At 34.7% G+C, this 13,379-nt stretch carries 17 protein-coding genes and 1 pseudogene; 17 read left to right on the top strand and 1 reads right to left on the bottom strand.

Annotated elements, in window-relative coordinates; translation table 11 throughout:
- The first annotated feature begins 60 nt into the window (after positions 1–60).
- From TEPIDINF_RS07875 to TEPIDINF_RS07815, 13 genes and pseudogenes are all read left to right on the top strand, one after another.
- Positions 61–294, top strand: coding sequence for a hypothetical protein (locus TEPIDINF_RS07875; protein WP_068725464.1), 234 nt, complete (start codon positions 61–63; stop codon positions 292–294).
- A 265-nt stretch (positions 295–559) separates the two neighbouring features.
- On the top strand, positions 560–1,474 hold the full coding sequence (locus TEPIDINF_RS07870; protein WP_068725462.1) for a hypothetical protein: 915 nt from the start codon (positions 560–562) through the stop codon (positions 1,472–1,474).
- A 62-nt stretch (positions 1,475–1,536) separates the two neighbouring features.
- Positions 1,537–1,902, top strand: coding sequence for a hypothetical protein (locus TEPIDINF_RS07865; RefSeq protein ID WP_069799469.1), 366 nt, complete (start codon positions 1,537–1,539; stop codon positions 1,900–1,902).
- Between the two features lie 317 nt (positions 1,903–2,219).
- Positions 2,220–2,501, top strand: a complete 282-nt coding sequence (locus TEPIDINF_RS07860) for a hypothetical protein (protein WP_068725460.1) — start codon at positions 2,220–2,222, stop codon at positions 2,499–2,501.
- Positions 2,502–2,584: 83 nt separating this feature from the next.
- Positions 2,585–3,802: an IS21 family transposase gene (gene istA / locus TEPIDINF_RS07855; protein ID WP_068725458.1), complete on the top strand. Its 1,218-nt coding sequence runs from the start codon at positions 2,585–2,587 to the stop codon at positions 3,800–3,802.
- A 274-nt stretch (positions 3,803–4,076) separates the two neighbouring features.
- On the top strand, positions 4,077–4,535 hold the full coding sequence (locus TEPIDINF_RS07850; RefSeq protein ID WP_068725456.1) for an ATP-binding protein: 459 nt from the start codon (positions 4,077–4,079) through the stop codon (positions 4,533–4,535).
- A complete protein-coding gene (locus tag TEPIDINF_RS07845; protein ID WP_201024171.1) occupies positions 4,507–4,839 on the top strand; it encodes an NUDIX hydrolase in 333 nt (110 codons plus the stop codon). The genes TEPIDINF_RS07850 and TEPIDINF_RS07845 overlap by 29 nt, the downstream gene beginning before the upstream one ends.
- Positions 4,840–4,935: 96 nt before the next feature.
- On the top strand, positions 4,936–5,673 hold the full coding sequence (locus tag TEPIDINF_RS07840) for a class I SAM-dependent DNA methyltransferase (protein WP_068725454.1): 738 nt from the start codon (positions 4,936–4,938) through the stop codon (positions 5,671–5,673).
- Positions 5,674–5,842: 169 nt separating this feature from the next.
- Positions 5,843–6,211 (top strand): BlaI/MecI/CopY family transcriptional regulator, encoded by a 369-nt coding sequence (locus TEPIDINF_RS07835; protein WP_068725451.1) that lies wholly within the window; start codon positions 5,843–5,845, stop codon positions 6,209–6,211.
- Positions 6,208–7,068, top strand: a pseudogene (locus TEPIDINF_RS07830) (M56 family metallopeptidase); the annotation flags it as partial. The gene TEPIDINF_RS07835 and the pseudogene TEPIDINF_RS07830, both read left to right, overlap by 4 nt.
- Positions 7,069–7,245: 177 nt before the next feature.
- Complete coding sequence (locus TEPIDINF_RS07825) at positions 7,246–8,253, top strand: DUF4825 domain-containing protein (RefSeq protein ID WP_321164181.1); 1,008 nt, start codon at positions 7,246–7,248, stop codon at positions 8,251–8,253.
- A 271-nt stretch (positions 8,254–8,524) separates the two neighbouring features.
- The gene (locus TEPIDINF_RS07820; RefSeq protein WP_068725444.1) at positions 8,525–8,707 is read left to right on the top strand and encodes a hypothetical protein; all 183 of its coding nucleotides are present in this window, start codon (positions 8,525–8,527) and stop codon (positions 8,705–8,707) included.
- The gene (locus tag TEPIDINF_RS07815) at positions 8,692–8,997 is read left to right on the top strand and encodes a type II toxin-antitoxin system RelE/ParE family toxin (RefSeq protein WP_068725442.1); all 306 of its coding nucleotides are present in this window, start codon (positions 8,692–8,694) and stop codon (positions 8,995–8,997) included. Before TEPIDINF_RS07820 ends, TEPIDINF_RS07815 begins: the two co-directional genes overlap by 16 nt.
- 849 nt (positions 8,998–9,846) lie before the next feature.
- Here TEPIDINF_RS07815 and TEPIDINF_RS07810 read toward each other — a convergent pair.
- The gene (locus TEPIDINF_RS07810; protein ID WP_082732456.1) at positions 9,847–10,146 is read right to left on the bottom strand and encodes a thioredoxin family protein; all 300 of its coding nucleotides are present in this window, start codon (positions 10,144–10,146) and stop codon (positions 9,847–9,849) included.
- Positions 10,147–10,395: 249 nt separating this feature from the next.
- Between TEPIDINF_RS07810 and TEPIDINF_RS07805 the strand changes: the two genes are divergently transcribed.
- The 4 genes from TEPIDINF_RS07805 to TEPIDINF_RS07790 all read left to right on the top strand — a co-directional run bounded on the left by TEPIDINF_RS07805 (position 10,396) and on the right by TEPIDINF_RS07790 (position 13,267).
- Positions 10,396–11,229: a GTP pyrophosphokinase gene (locus tag TEPIDINF_RS07805; RefSeq protein WP_421691707.1), complete on the top strand. Its 834-nt coding sequence runs from the start codon at positions 10,396–10,398 to the stop codon at positions 11,227–11,229.
- On the top strand, positions 11,219–12,628 hold the full coding sequence (pepV, locus tag TEPIDINF_RS07800) for a dipeptidase PepV (RefSeq protein ID WP_421691706.1): 1,410 nt from the start codon (positions 11,219–11,221) through the stop codon (positions 12,626–12,628). Before TEPIDINF_RS07805 ends, pepV begins: the two co-directional genes overlap by 11 nt.
- 87 nt (positions 12,629–12,715) lie before the next feature.
- Positions 12,716–12,925, top strand: a complete 210-nt coding sequence (locus TEPIDINF_RS07795) for a YneF family protein (protein WP_068725434.1) — start codon at positions 12,716–12,718, stop codon at positions 12,923–12,925.
- A 75-nt stretch (positions 12,926–13,000) separates the two neighbouring features.
- Positions 13,001–13,267 carry an IS3 family transposase gene (locus tag TEPIDINF_RS07790; protein WP_421691705.1) on the top strand — a complete coding sequence of 89 codons (267 nt, stop codon included), beginning with the start codon at positions 13,001–13,003 and terminating at the stop codon, positions 13,265–13,267.
- Positions 13,268–13,379: the final 112 nt, after the last annotated feature.

The following is a 13,379-nucleotide window of genomic DNA, read 5'->3' as shown; positions in this document are numbered from 1 at the left end:
AAGGCAAATCTATTTAACTAGTTTATTTGCGCAAAAATCAAACAATATGGAGGGAATAAAATGAGGAAGTTTAGCATGTTAGGATTAATGGGTTTAACTTTTATTTTAATGGTGGGTGTTCTTTTTTCGCCGTCAGTTATTGCTGATAGTTCAATTCCAACAGATGGAAATGCATCAAAAAAGACGACGTATGGTGAGGGAAGTACTTATTCAGAAGCTAGTATTCAAGCTTCCCAATATTTTAAAGAAGGAAAAATAAGGCTTCTAGATTTGTGGCTTACTCAACAATATTAAGTAAATCTGTTATGATATAGGACTTTTGTATTATTTTTTCATTTATAAGAAAATTTTGATAAAAAATCGAACCGTTTTATAAAATGGTTCGTCTATTAGGTAGAAAGATAAATTTTAAAAAGTGAAAAAAGAGAGGGGGTAGATCGTTATGAATTAAATTTTAAATTAGTATTAAGCAGGAATAAATAGAATCAAACTTAAGAATAACAAAGTATTAGAGCGATTTTCAAATTTTTATGGAATTTTAGAGGAGTATTAAAAAGATATGAAAAGGATACTAATAATTCTTGGTTTATTAGCTTTATTTGGTACGGTCTTTTCACCTTATAGTATTGCAAAAGAAGATAATAACAGTCATGTTTCTAACATTATTGAATCCTTAACAAAATATGATGAAAAGACATTAGTAAAATTGATAAGTAATCAGTACATGACTCTTTTGAGAAAAAAGCATAAGGGCGAATTAAAAGAAAAAATTGTACTAGAAAGATATGAGGAATACTACCATCCCGCATTAAAAAATACTACCGAAGCAAAAGAGTTCTGGATAGATTTAAAGAAAAATCGTTCAAATCATTTATCTTATGAAGACAGTGTTTCTATTAATAGTTTTCAACCAGAATATGGTGATATTAAAATAGAGCATATTTATTCAATTGGGCCGGATGATGGTGATGTATTTTCAACCCAAACAGGGTACAAAGAACAATTAATGGCAAAAACTTTTGTAAAATATTTTGATGTTTTAACTGGATTTAGAAAGTCAAACCCTATTGCAATGTTTACTTATCAAAATGTACGTGATGCTTGGGTCAGTAATACTATAGGAACAGCAGATGCAATAACCGATTCAGTAGGACATGATAAAAAAGTTTATTTCTACGATGGTGCGAAGTGGGTATATTCAGCCAATTCATATCAAAAAGAAAATTATTGGACATATAGATTACACTCGCCTGAAGAAGGAGAGCTTCAATATACTTCTTATTACAGAACAGATGGTTATTTACCTCTTCAATGGGTATATATGGAGAATTTCCATGATGATATTGCCTTAGCTAATATGGCTGTGAATGGATTTGAGCAAAAAAGAATAATTTATGATAATTCGTTTGGTGGTGAAGTAGTCCTAGAAGAAGATTGGGTCCAACAAGGAACACCTTATCCAATGCAAAACTAATAATAACTTTCTAAAGGTTATGCTATTATTTAAGCATAACTTTTTTTAGGGGAGGTAAAATCGTGAAAAAACACCTTGGTTTTATTACTATTCTTCTTCTATTGTTATTGACTTCCTGTTCACCAAAACTTTCAAATAAAGAACCAGGAGATGCTGCTTGGTTAATCATGAGATCTATTCAGGAACCGTTTAAGTATACCGAGTTTGAAAAATATTTTAATGAAGGATTGCCTTCTGAAGAAAAAAAACAGATTTATGAAAAATTAAAAGATTACACTAAGGGCATCAAATCGTTTAGAAGTAGAACGATTGTAGTAATAGAACCTATTATGGAAAATAACCAAGCCGAATATAATCAAAAAAAAATCGAAATGGTTGTAGTAAAAACTGACGAGGGATATAAAGTTCAAACAATCAATCTGAAATAAATGTGACAGAAATCTTTATTAGATTTTGTCTTTTAATTGGATTTCTTGCTTGTTCTAAACGGGATTTTAATTTTGATCCCGTTTGACAATTTGGCTTAAATGATTGGATTAAACAAACTAATGAAAAAGAAACTCAAAATCAATCGAATAATCAAGAGGAAATTCAACAAAGTCAGAACGATTTGGAACAGACACAGACAACAACATCGGAAAAAATCATAGACATATAAAATGAGCCAGGGCTAACGTGGATAAAAGTCAATCGTAATTTAGAGGAACTTAAAAAACTTTAAAAAGAGGTAGATGAAGGACTTAAAGTGGGGAATCTTGATCCCGAGAATGTTGCGTATGAATTCATTGTTTATGAATTAAAGATGGATAAACCTTATGAGCTGAATAAAATAGAGAAATATAGAAAGGATGAAGAAGTATATATTATCGTTAAAACAAAGGATAAAATCATTCATTTATTTATGGATAGACCTATAAAAAAAGAACCTTATGGAATATGGTCGGTTTATAAATATGTCATTTGTTTATGGCAAAATAAAAGTACAGAGAATGGCAGCCTAAAAATACATAAGCAAGCTGCTAAATAAAAAGCCTTGCCAGTCATCCCAAAATCTATTAACCTCTTTCATGGAAACACAGCTAATATTTTCATGAGGGGGAAACAGAAAGGATGCTAGCAATGGCTCAACAAAATTATATCAAACACTTGAGGGAACGAGAAGACTTAGCAATTAATAGTATTGCTAAACAAATGAATATTAATTGGAGAACAGCTAAGAAATATGCAGATAAAGATGATTGGAACTTAGATTTGAAAGAAAGAAAAAAACGTTATCCAATCTTAGGAGACTATATAGAGATTATTGACACATGGTTAGAGGAGGACTTGAGAAAACCTAAAAAACAAAGACATACACAAATCCGAGTTTATCAGCGTTTAGTTGATGAATATGGCTTTACAGGAGGAATACGTACCGTTACTGCATACGTTGCAAAGAAAAAGAAAGAGTTAACTAAAACTACAGATAAATTTATAGATCTTCAACATCCTGGTGGTGAAGCTCAGGTCGATTATGGTACAGCAGAGGTAAATCATAACCAAAAACTCATTCAAATAAAATACTTAGCCATGTCTTTCCCATACAGTAATGCCGCGTATATTTGGTTATTACCTAGTGAAAACATAGAAAGCTTTCTAACTGGATTACAGCAATTAATGCAGCTTGTTGGGGGAGTTCCAAGGAAAATATGGTTTGACAATCTCTCTGCAGCCGTCGTGAAAATAGAGAATTACAGAGATCGCAAAACAACAGAAAAGTTTACACAGTTTGCAATGCACTATGGATTTCAATATGAATTTTGCAATGCTGGAAAGGGGCATGAAAAGGGAAACGTAGAAAACAAAGTGGGATATACACGTCGAAACTGGATGGTTCCTCTTCCTACCCTTACAACCTGGGAAGACATTAACGAACAGATGAAGGAGAAAGCTGAAAAATACTTACAAGAGATTCATTATGAGAAAAAGCAACCTATTCATGTCTTATTTGAAGAAGAAAAAGCCAAGCTTCTATACCTTCCGAATAAACCCTTTGATGTCTACCGCTTAGAATCTTCTGTGTTAGATAAATACGGTAGAGTAGAATTTGAAGGAGAGAAATATCCAGTGGCTAGAGGACGTTCAAATGAGTCTGTGCTATTAAAGATTCACTGGGATTATGTTGAGGTGATGGATCAACATTATAAAATTTTAGGAGAATTTATGCGTCCTTACTCGTTTAAGGAGCATGAGATTGATTGGAAAGCTGAATTATACATAAGAAACCAAAAGCAGCTACTTATGCTTGGATTTATTCACAGTTACCTCCAACGGTACAAATCTATGTGAATATCTCCGACCTTAACAAAAGAAAGTCACGGATTGGATGGCTAATTAAATAGATAGATGGGGGTTATAGCGTCAATCAAATCTCACAAGCGATTGAGAGAACATCAGTATACCAGCAAGATCAAGAAGGAGTTTTATATCACACCTTGTATCAAATTACACACCCTGTTTCCACCATGGAAAGTATAGAGGAGGATTATACACCGAACATATTTAAAAATTATGACCCAGACCTGGATGTATATGACCAACTGTCGAAAGAGGGTGTAACCCCATGAGCCATCAATTGATACAACAGTGCTGTAAACAGTTAAGATTAGGGCATATTCCAAAGGTGTATTCAAAGTTGAATTATGAATCTAAGGAAGAATATTTGTTAACATTATTACAGTCGGAGATTCAAGCACGAGCATCAGCAAAGATTAACAGATTAATTAAAAAGGCAGGATTCAGCCAACAGAAGACATTCGAGGATTATGAACTAGGCTCAGCAGCAACAACGTTTAATGATTCTTTATCATTTGAAGAATTAAAAGACTTGGTATTTATGGAACGTAATGAGAACATCATGATGCTTGGAAGTGTGGGAACTGGAAAAACCCATTTAGCCATCGCTACTGGTATAGAAGCCTGTAAGAATGGGAAAAATGTACGATTTTTTCGAGTCTCTGATCTCGTATCCATTCTACTAGTGAAACATCAAAATGGATCATTCAAGTATAGAAGCAGCTGAGAGAGAAACGTTTGAGGAAATAGGTTATAGAATTGATTTGTCAAATGAGCGACCATTTTTTGCTATAAATTTTGAAGAAGGTTTTGATGATTATTATCTAGTTGAACGAGAAATAGATATTGAATCATTGACACTGCAATATGAAGAAGTTCAAAAGGTTAAATGGGCAAGCAAGGATGTTATATTACAATTAGTAAGAGAGGGCAATTTTATAGATTACTGGTTTACTGAACTTTTATTTGAAATGAGAAAACAACGAGGCGCAATTCGTAAACAGGATTTTAAGAAAACGAAAAATGATTAATAATTTATTGAAAACACGGTCAGACAACGAAAGAAATAACCGGGCTTTGTGAATTTACGGGATTTTATCGGAAATATATTGAAGAGGTGAATAACCTTGTATGAGAAAATAGCTAAATTTTATGATCGTCTCGGTTGGAGTCAGTTTCCTCTTAAATTGTGGGATCAAATGGAAAATTATTTTAAACAGGAAAATTTCCATCCATCTAATCACCTTGATATTGCTTGTGGTACAGGAGTACTATCTATCAAAGCTGTTACAGAAGGTCTTCTCTCAGAAGGACTTGATTTTTCAATAGATATGCTAGAATTTGCAAGAGAAAACGCAAAATCGAAAAACGTAGATATAAATTTCTATCATGAGGATATGAGGAATTTTAATTTGAATAAGAAATACGATCTTATTACCTGTACTTATGATGCAATAAACCACCTTCTTACAATAGATGAATGGAAACAAACTTTTACCCAAGTTAAAAATCATTTAAATAATAATGGAATGTTCATATTTGATTGTAATACACAGAAAGCTTTAAAGGAACGTTGGAATAGTATTCAGATTAATAAAGACAGTAAAGGAAATTATATGATCCAAAAAGCTATTCATTATGAAGATAAAGGAATCTCTACTGCTTCATTTACGGTATTTTTTAAAGAAGAAAATGGGCTATTTGATAGTTTTGAAGACACATTTACAGAAATTGCTTTTTCATCAACTGAAGTAATCAATCTTCTTAGAGAAGTTGGCTTTGAAGAAATCAGTATAACAGATACTAATTTTAACAGAATCGACCATCCAGATGAGGAATACAGAAACGTATATATTTGTAAGTAACTGATATATATTTCCGCAAAATATTCCCATGTCCGTATAGCCGGTGAGTGTGTACACCTGGTAAATATCAAAATGGATGTCATGTTCCCTGTTCTATTGACAAAGTTTGTCTATTTCAATAGATTAATATTGTCTACTGGAATAGACAAACGAAGGGGGCATTGAAAATATGGAACAATATAAGCTGTTTGACGCAGAGTTTAAGTTTATGTGTATTGTATGGGATGAAGAACCACTAACGACCCGAAGGCTTATAGAACTGTGTCAGGAAAAATTGGGTTGGAAAAGAACCACAACCTACACCGTACTCCGCAAATTGAGTGACCGTGGAATACTTAAGAATGAGAATTTCATCGTTTCTTCTATTATTAAGCGTGAGCAGGTTCAAAAATATGAAAGCGAGGTTGTCGTTGAAAAATCATTTGGCGGCTCGCTACCTAAATTTATCGCGGCATTTCTAAATGATAAAACCCTTTCTGATGATGAAGCCGAGGAGATGAAACGGCTGATAGATCTCCATAAGGAGGGTCAAAAATGAGCTTTTTGGAAGATGTCTTTATTTCCACACTTAATATGAGCATTACGGCAAGCTATGTGGCTATTGCCGTGATGATCGCCCGTTTGCTGCTGAAAAAGGCTCCAAAAGTGTTTTCCTATGCCCTCTGGAGTGTTGTGTTATTTCGGCTGATTTTCCCTTTCAGTTTTTCCTCGTCGTTTAGCCTTTTAGGACTCATCCAGCCCGTACAAACCGATGCTTCTTCAACGCAGTACATCATGCAGGATATCGGCAAGATGGAGGTACCTACAGTAAATACGGGGGTTGACAGCGTGAATGCAGCTATAAACGCCTCGTTGCCGACTGCGATCCCTGTAGCAAGCGTAAACCCGATGCAAGTTTGGATTACTCTTGGGACACTAATTTGGCTTATAGGTATAGCCGTTTTACTCATATCTGCCATGACCTCTTACCTACGTCTGAAAAAGCAAATCAGTATGGTTACATTTGTTACGAGTAATATTTAAGAAACGGATCTAATTCGCAGTCCTTTTGTCTTCGGAATGGTGAAACCAAAAATTTATCTGCCACTAAGCCTTACAGAGCAGGAGCGAGGATATATCCTGTGCCATGAGCAAACCCATATTAAACGGCTTGATTATCTGACCAAGCCAATTGCTTATCTCGCGCTTGTAATCCATTGGTTTAATCCTCTTATGTGGCTGAGCTTCTCCCTTATGACCAAGGATATGGAAATGTCCTGTGATGAACGGGTTATGCAAATAAGGGGCAGCGAGAATATCGCTGGCTACAGCGACTCTCTACTTGCCTTAGCAACATTTAAGAAAACACCTTCACCAAGCCCATTTGCTTTTGGAGAAGGCAATATCATAGCAAGAATAAAAAACATCTTAAATTATAAAAAGCCAGCATTTTGGGTTATTGCTACTTCAACTATTGCAGTAATAATCTTAGCGGTTGTTCTGATTTCAAATCCTATTAAAGGATTTAGTATTTATGAGCATCCTGAAACTCAATCTCTTTTTTTAGGCCAAAACAGTCTGAGAGTACCGGCAATGGTGCGTATTGTTGATGAGATCAGTGGTGACGAATATATTCTGACCGATACAAATGAAATAGCTAAGGTAACGGAAATTGTGGAGGAGATGCGCATACCAAAAAAGGAATTAAGCAAAGCTTGCGGTGGATCCAACAGCCGTTATTCGATTTCATATTATGATGATATAAATAACAGCATTTCGGAGTACCGTTACATCATTCATGTCGCTCCGGTTTGGATTGATAACAACGTAAAACCAAGTTTTAGCTTTGATCTTATTAACCAGAAGGATATCTTAAAACGACTCGAAGAGGTATTTGCCAGTAAGAACGGCACGGCTATGTATAACATTAATTCTTTACTGGAAAATAAAATGCAATATATTGGCGACAATGCAAAGGTTGTAGCCCTTATTGATGCTCTGCCCTTGCCGAAAGGAGTGAAACGTGATTCGATTGAACTGTTCACATCTAAAGCTCCCTATGGCGTGCAGATCAATTACAGTTTGGAGGATGATTCTGTCCAAATAAGCGAGGAACAGTTCTTAAGAAACTCTATTCTACTTCTTGGTTTGATCAACAATGCTGAGGAAATCACTCATATGGGCTCTTGGAATAATAAATTACTTTCCTCAACTCCTTTTAAATTCACCTATACCCGTGCTGACGCTGAGAGGATTGTCGGTGGTGATGTACGGCAGTTTGCTGAGAATCAGGAAAGTCTTGCTGAACTTATCGAAATCATTCAAATGTTAAAGAATGACTATAAACGTGACGAACAGGCCGTGCAAACCCTAGTGAAAGGATTCGGGAAAAAGCTGCAAATGGTTTCCCTCACGGCTCCCAATGATTTGGTTGCTGCAAGCATCGCAGAAAACTACAGTGATTATGTAACGCCGGAACTGATGCAAAAATGGCAGGCTGATCCGCAAAGTGCACCTGGTAGAGAGGTTTCTAGCCATTGGCCTGACCGGATTGAGATATTGCGGATGGAAAGAGGCGATACAAACCACTATATCGTGTAAGGTCAATGACCGTTGGCTGATCAGCGACCTGACTATGGGCGAATAAGATGCCTAACGCTAAAGTTGAAGTATTTAAAAATGCATGAAACCAAGTAGGTTGTTGCGTTAGCCTGTCAAGTGTGACAAGGCATTAGCAATTCCCTGTAAGCTCAGAGGTGTCGGGGATACGAGAACGTTATGTGAAAGGTCGGAGAACGTTCTTTTTCTAAAGCAGTTTCACTTGATAAAAAATGTGATATAATTTATTTAAAATTTCAAGGAGATGTTTTATATGTTAAAAGATGAAGTGAAGAAAATAATTGATAATCTTCCTGATAATGCTTCATTAGAGGATATACAGTATACTCTATATGTACAAATGAAAATTAAAGAAGGTTTAGATGATTTAGATAAAGGGAATATAATATCTCATGACGAAGTAGAAAAGCGTTTAGAAAAATGGTTAAAACAATAGTATGGTCCGAATCTGCTGCTCGTGATTTAGAAAAAATTATTGCTTATCTGTATGAAGATTCACCAGCTTTTGCTCATTCTTTTTACTATACCACAATAGATAAGGCTAGAAGTTTAGGTGAATTTCCAAAAAGAGGACGTATTGTACCAGAATTAAGAGATCCTACTATAAGAGAAGTTTTTATATTTAGGTATAGATTAATTTATAAAATTCTAGAAGATAAAGTAGTCATTTTAACATTTATACATGGTGCAAGGGAACTAAATCATCTTGTAATTGACCCACAATAAATAAACTAATTGTGGGTTTTTTTATTATTGAGGGAGAAATTTGTGAGTAGAACAACGATACATTCCTTTAACTAACCGAGTCAGTCGTTGCATTAGCCTTCCAAGTCTGGTAAGGCATTAGCAAATCCTTGTAAGCTCAAGGGAGTTGGGGATACCCAGGACGTTATCTGAAAGAGTCTACATAAGCAGTTCATTGAAGATTTATCAATATATGGAGGTGTTTGCTTTGAAGTTATTTCATTATCATCATTGGACACCAATCAGAAACTTTCTTTCAAAATTGAATTACAAAGAAATTTTAATGTAGTAGATCAATTAAGTGATTTTAGCATTAGAGAAATGAAAATCAACACTCCAAATATTAATATAATTGAAGAGTTATGTCATGTATTAGGTAGGAATTATAAAGAAAATAAAATTATTTCAAATACATGGGTAATTGAATTCGTGAAAAGTGAGATGGATCAATTAAATGAAGTTGTTTTTAACTTCCCTCCCGTTTGACAATTTGGCTTAAATGATTGGATTAAACAAACTAATGAAAAAGAAACTCAAAATCAATCGAATAATCAAGAGGAAATTTAACAAAGTCAGAACGATTTGGAACAGACACAGACAACAACATCGGAAAAAATCATAGACATATAAAATGAGCCAGGGCTAACGTGGACAATAGTACATCGTGATTTATAAAAACAAAAGTTAAGATGGAGGAAATTTTTCAACACTTTATGCGTTCTACAAATTATATTTATTTGGTTTCTTGGTAGGAATATTGATTGAATGGAGAGATTTTTTTCAGAAAAAAGCATGTCGTAGCTCTGTCACGTACATGCTTTTTCTTTGATATTATTCTTTATCTTTCTTTTCTTCATCATTATTTTCTTCAGCTTCAGCAAACAATGTACTCCAAATATCTTCGTAGTTTTCTTCTTTTTTCACATAATTTTTTAACGTATAGTAAAGATCATCAGGTGATCTCATTCCGAATAAGGTTTGAACGACTTCACCATCAACAAATAATTTAAAGGATGGAGCCGCTGAAACCTGATATTTTTCCACAATATTTGGTGAAAAGTTCACATTGCATTTAAAAGCAGGGAACTCAGGCAATTGAGGTAAAACTTCTTCTAGAAATCGCTCCGCGATTTCACACTTTCCTCAGAAAGGGGTAGAAAACAAGACAAGCACAAAACCCTCTTTTTTATCTATTTCTTGCATAATTTCTTTTTCATTTGTTTCTATCATGTATAATCCTCACCTTCACATCAAAGATCTTCCTATGAAATCATACATAAGGTATGAAAAAAATGCAATCTTTACTCTTTGAATATCGTACTTGTTTTTATAAAGGATAATCAAGGTAAATGTAGAAAAAGATATATATGAGGTTTTATAATGGAGGAAATTTCAGTGAATGAAGAACAATGGAGTCATTTTTTTATTCCTTATGAGCAAGCAGTTGGCGAATTAGTGGTTAAATTTATCCATTTAAAAAAAGAATATCGAAAAAGGAAAATACATTCACCTATCGAGTTTGTTTTCGGACGAGTAAAAACGGTAAACAGTATCTTAAGTAAAGCAAAGATCCTTAATATGCCGGTTGATCAAGAAATTTCAGAACATATTAGGGATATCGCTGGAATACGGATTATCTCTCAATTTGTCGATGATATTGATACAGTTGTACAAATGATTGAACAACGTAGTGATATGAGAATTGTTGAAAAGAAGGATTACATTCGATATCCTAAAAAAAGCGGATACCGAAGCTATCATGTTATCGTAGCCTATGAAGTGATTACAATCAATGGACCAATCGAGGTCTATGTTGAATTTCAATTAAGAACGATGGCAATGAACTTCTGGGCTACTATCGAACATTCCCTCAGTTATAAATATGATGGGAAGATACCTGAACATATTCAATTGAGGTTGACACAAGCAGCGGTGGCTTCTGCAAAGTTGGATAGTGAAATGTTTGAAATTCGTGGTGAAATTATTCAAGCTCAGCTTTATTTTAACTTATATCGCGAAATCCAAAATTTAATTCAAATGATATATTTGCTAGGAGCTATTTCTGAGAACCAAGACCTGATTGAAAAAGCAAATCAATATATGAATGAGACTGAAAATATGGACAAATTAGAAGATATCCGTAACCAACTTGCGAAAGCAGTTGAAGATGCAAACAAAATCGGTTTGATAGTGAGGGATGGAAATGATGATTGATTGGTTAAAAGAAGTGGAACTTAGAAAAGAAGATCTGATAAGAGACACCCAGGAATTTTTAAAGATCAAAAGTGTATTAAATGAAGAAGAGAAAAATGAAAATGCTCCTTTTGGAAAAGGAATTAAAGAGGCATTAGAATATGCGTTAGATACATGTGAAGCTTCAGGAATGAATGTCAAAAATCTTGATGGTTATGCTGGCCACGCAGAAATTGGCCAAGGGAATGAAATCATTGGGATTCTTTGTCATGTTGATGTGGTTCCTGAAGGGGATGGTTGGACTACTCCTCCATATGCTGCAGAAGTAAGAGATGGTAAAATTTTCGCAAGGGGTGCTATTGATGACAAAGGGCCAACAATGGCCACTATTTACGCTGCAAAAATTGTAAAAGACCTTAACTTAAACTTAAATAAAAGAGTTAGAATTATTTTTGGAACAGACGAAGAATCGCATTGGCGAGGAGTTCATTATTATTTTGAACGAGAAGAAATGCCTGCAATGGGGTTTGCTCCCGATGCAGATTTTCCGATCATTATTGCTGAAAAAGGAATTGCTGATATTACCTTAGAAGCTAAACATCAAGAAAGAGTGACAAGCCAAAAGGCATTTGTTCAATCTTTTGTATCAGGCAAACGACCTAATATGGTTCCAGATCTGGCAAACGTTGTGATTCATGGAATGGCAGAGCAACTTGAACAAATTCAATCTTCCTTTGAACAGTTTTTAAAGGAATATCCCCATCATGGAGATGTATCGTTGAATGGTGAGAATTTAATCATTACATTAGCTGGAGTTTCTGCCCATGGCATGGAACCAGATAAAGGGGTAAACGCAGGATTAGAACTGATTCATTTTCTAATGAGAGTCGAGCAATGGCTTCATATTGATCCTTGGATGAAGTGGGCAGATCAGGTTTTATATCGAGATTATGACGGGCAAAAACTAGGGATTAACTATGAAGATGAAATAACAGGTGCCTTAACCGTAAACTCTGGTATTTTAAAAATGGAAAAGGATAAAGCTACGATTACTTTAAATGTTCGTTATCCTGTAACGACTCTATACGAACAAATGATTCGTAAAATAGAAGGGAATGGTATACTATGGGGAATTACCATTACCAATATCGACAATTCTAAACCGCACCATGTAGACAAAAATCATTCTTTGGTCAAGACATTGCAAAAAGTATACAAGGAACAGATAGGGGAGGAAGCCACGCTTCTTTCTATCGGAGGCGGTACTTATGCTAGAGCATTACAAGTTGGTGTAGCATTTGGTCCCTTATTTCCCGGGAAAGTGGAAACAGCTCACCAAAAGGATGAATATATCGAAATAGAGGATTTATTGAAAGCAACAGCGATTTATGCGCAAGCGATCTATGAATTGGCGAAATAATAGAGATGGATAAAATCAGCCACTATTCAACAGTACTATTTTCCGTTAAGATAGTAGAGAGATTATTATAATAAAGGAGAAATAATAATGGATATCGTTATCCCTATTCTTACATTTATTGCAGGTGGCGTAGCAGGATTTGCTGGTGGAGTATATTATTTACGTAAACAGATGACAAATATGTCAATGGATAATAAGCAAATTCAACAAATGGCTAGACAAATGGGTGTAAATTTGAACCAAAAACAATTAAATCAAATGAATAAGATGATGCAAAGTATGAATAAAAAGAAATAGTGAACGATAGAAATAAGAAAAGGACTGATCATTTTTTGATATGATCCCTCTATAGTAGACAGAAAAAAGAAAGGGTTGTACTGTTTACTTAGGAGGGATTTTTTATGGGGAAAAGGAAATTGTTTGGATAACGCGAACATTGAGAATTTCTTTAGTCATCTAAAAACGGAGTGCCTTTACCTTTATAAATTTAAGATTCTTGAGAAATGGCGGAAGCTGTTAAGTGATTATATAAAATTTTATAACGAGGAACGAATTCAAGTGAACTACCCGCTACCTACGCTTCGCTTAGAGGTGGGGGCTTCTAAGGTAATCGCACCTAACGGTACGAAATTTACTTAGCTATCGAGCCTGTTCCATGCTCTATTTATGATTATACTAACAGTCGCAATCCTTCACGCTTGATATTGATAGAAGCGTTCCAATCTCTATCTGCCACAAAACCACAATCACA

This window comes from Tepidibacillus infernus (assembly GCF_048898065.1).
GTDB lineage: Bacteria > Bacillota > Bacilli > Tepidibacillales > Tepidibacillaceae > Tepidibacillus_B > Tepidibacillus_B infernus.
Note: the sequence above shows the minus strand (reverse complement) of the source record. Positions and strands in the feature narration are given on the sequence as shown.

Excerpts from the sequence above, each read along its gene's own strand:
- TEPIDINF_RS07875 (WP_068725464.1), top strand. The coding sequence starts at position 61 with ATGAGGAAGTTTAGCATGTTAGGATTAATGGGTTTAACTTTTATTTTA.
- TEPIDINF_RS07870 (WP_068725462.1), top strand. The coding sequence starts at position 560 with ATGAAAAGGATACTAATAATTCTTGGTTTATTAGCTTTATTTGGTACG.
- istA (WP_068725458.1), top strand. The coding sequence starts at position 2,585 with ATGCTAGCAATGGCTCAACAAAATTATATCAAACACTTGAGGGAACGA.
- TEPIDINF_RS07850 (WP_068725456.1), top strand. The coding sequence starts at position 4,077 with ATGAGCCATCAATTGATACAACAGTGCTGTAAACAGTTAAGATTAGGG.
- TEPIDINF_RS07845 (WP_201024171.1), top strand. The coding sequence starts at position 4,507 with ATGGATCATTCAAGTATAGAAGCAGCTGAGAGAGAAACGTTTGAGGAA.
- TEPIDINF_RS07835 (WP_068725451.1), top strand. The coding sequence starts at position 5,843 with ATGGAACAATATAAGCTGTTTGACGCAGAGTTTAAGTTTATGTGTATT.
- TEPIDINF_RS07825 (WP_321164181.1), top strand. The coding sequence starts at position 7,246 with ATGGTGCGTATTGTTGATGAGATCAGTGGTGACGAATATATTCTGACC.
- TEPIDINF_RS07820 (WP_068725444.1), top strand. The coding sequence starts at position 8,525 with ATGTTAAAAGATGAAGTGAAGAAAATAATTGATAATCTTCCTGATAAT.
- TEPIDINF_RS07815 (WP_068725442.1), top strand. The coding sequence starts at position 8,692 with ATGGTTAAAACAATAGTATGGTCCGAATCTGCTGCTCGTGATTTAGAA.
- TEPIDINF_RS07805 (WP_421691707.1), top strand. The coding sequence starts at position 10,396 with ATGGAGGAAATTTCAGTGAATGAAGAACAATGGAGTCATTTTTTTATT.
- pepV (WP_421691706.1), top strand. The coding sequence starts at position 11,219 with ATGATGATTGATTGGTTAAAAGAAGTGGAACTTAGAAAAGAAGATCTG.
- TEPIDINF_RS07795 (WP_068725434.1), top strand. The coding sequence starts at position 12,716 with ATGGATATCGTTATCCCTATTCTTACATTTATTGCAGGTGGCGTAGCA.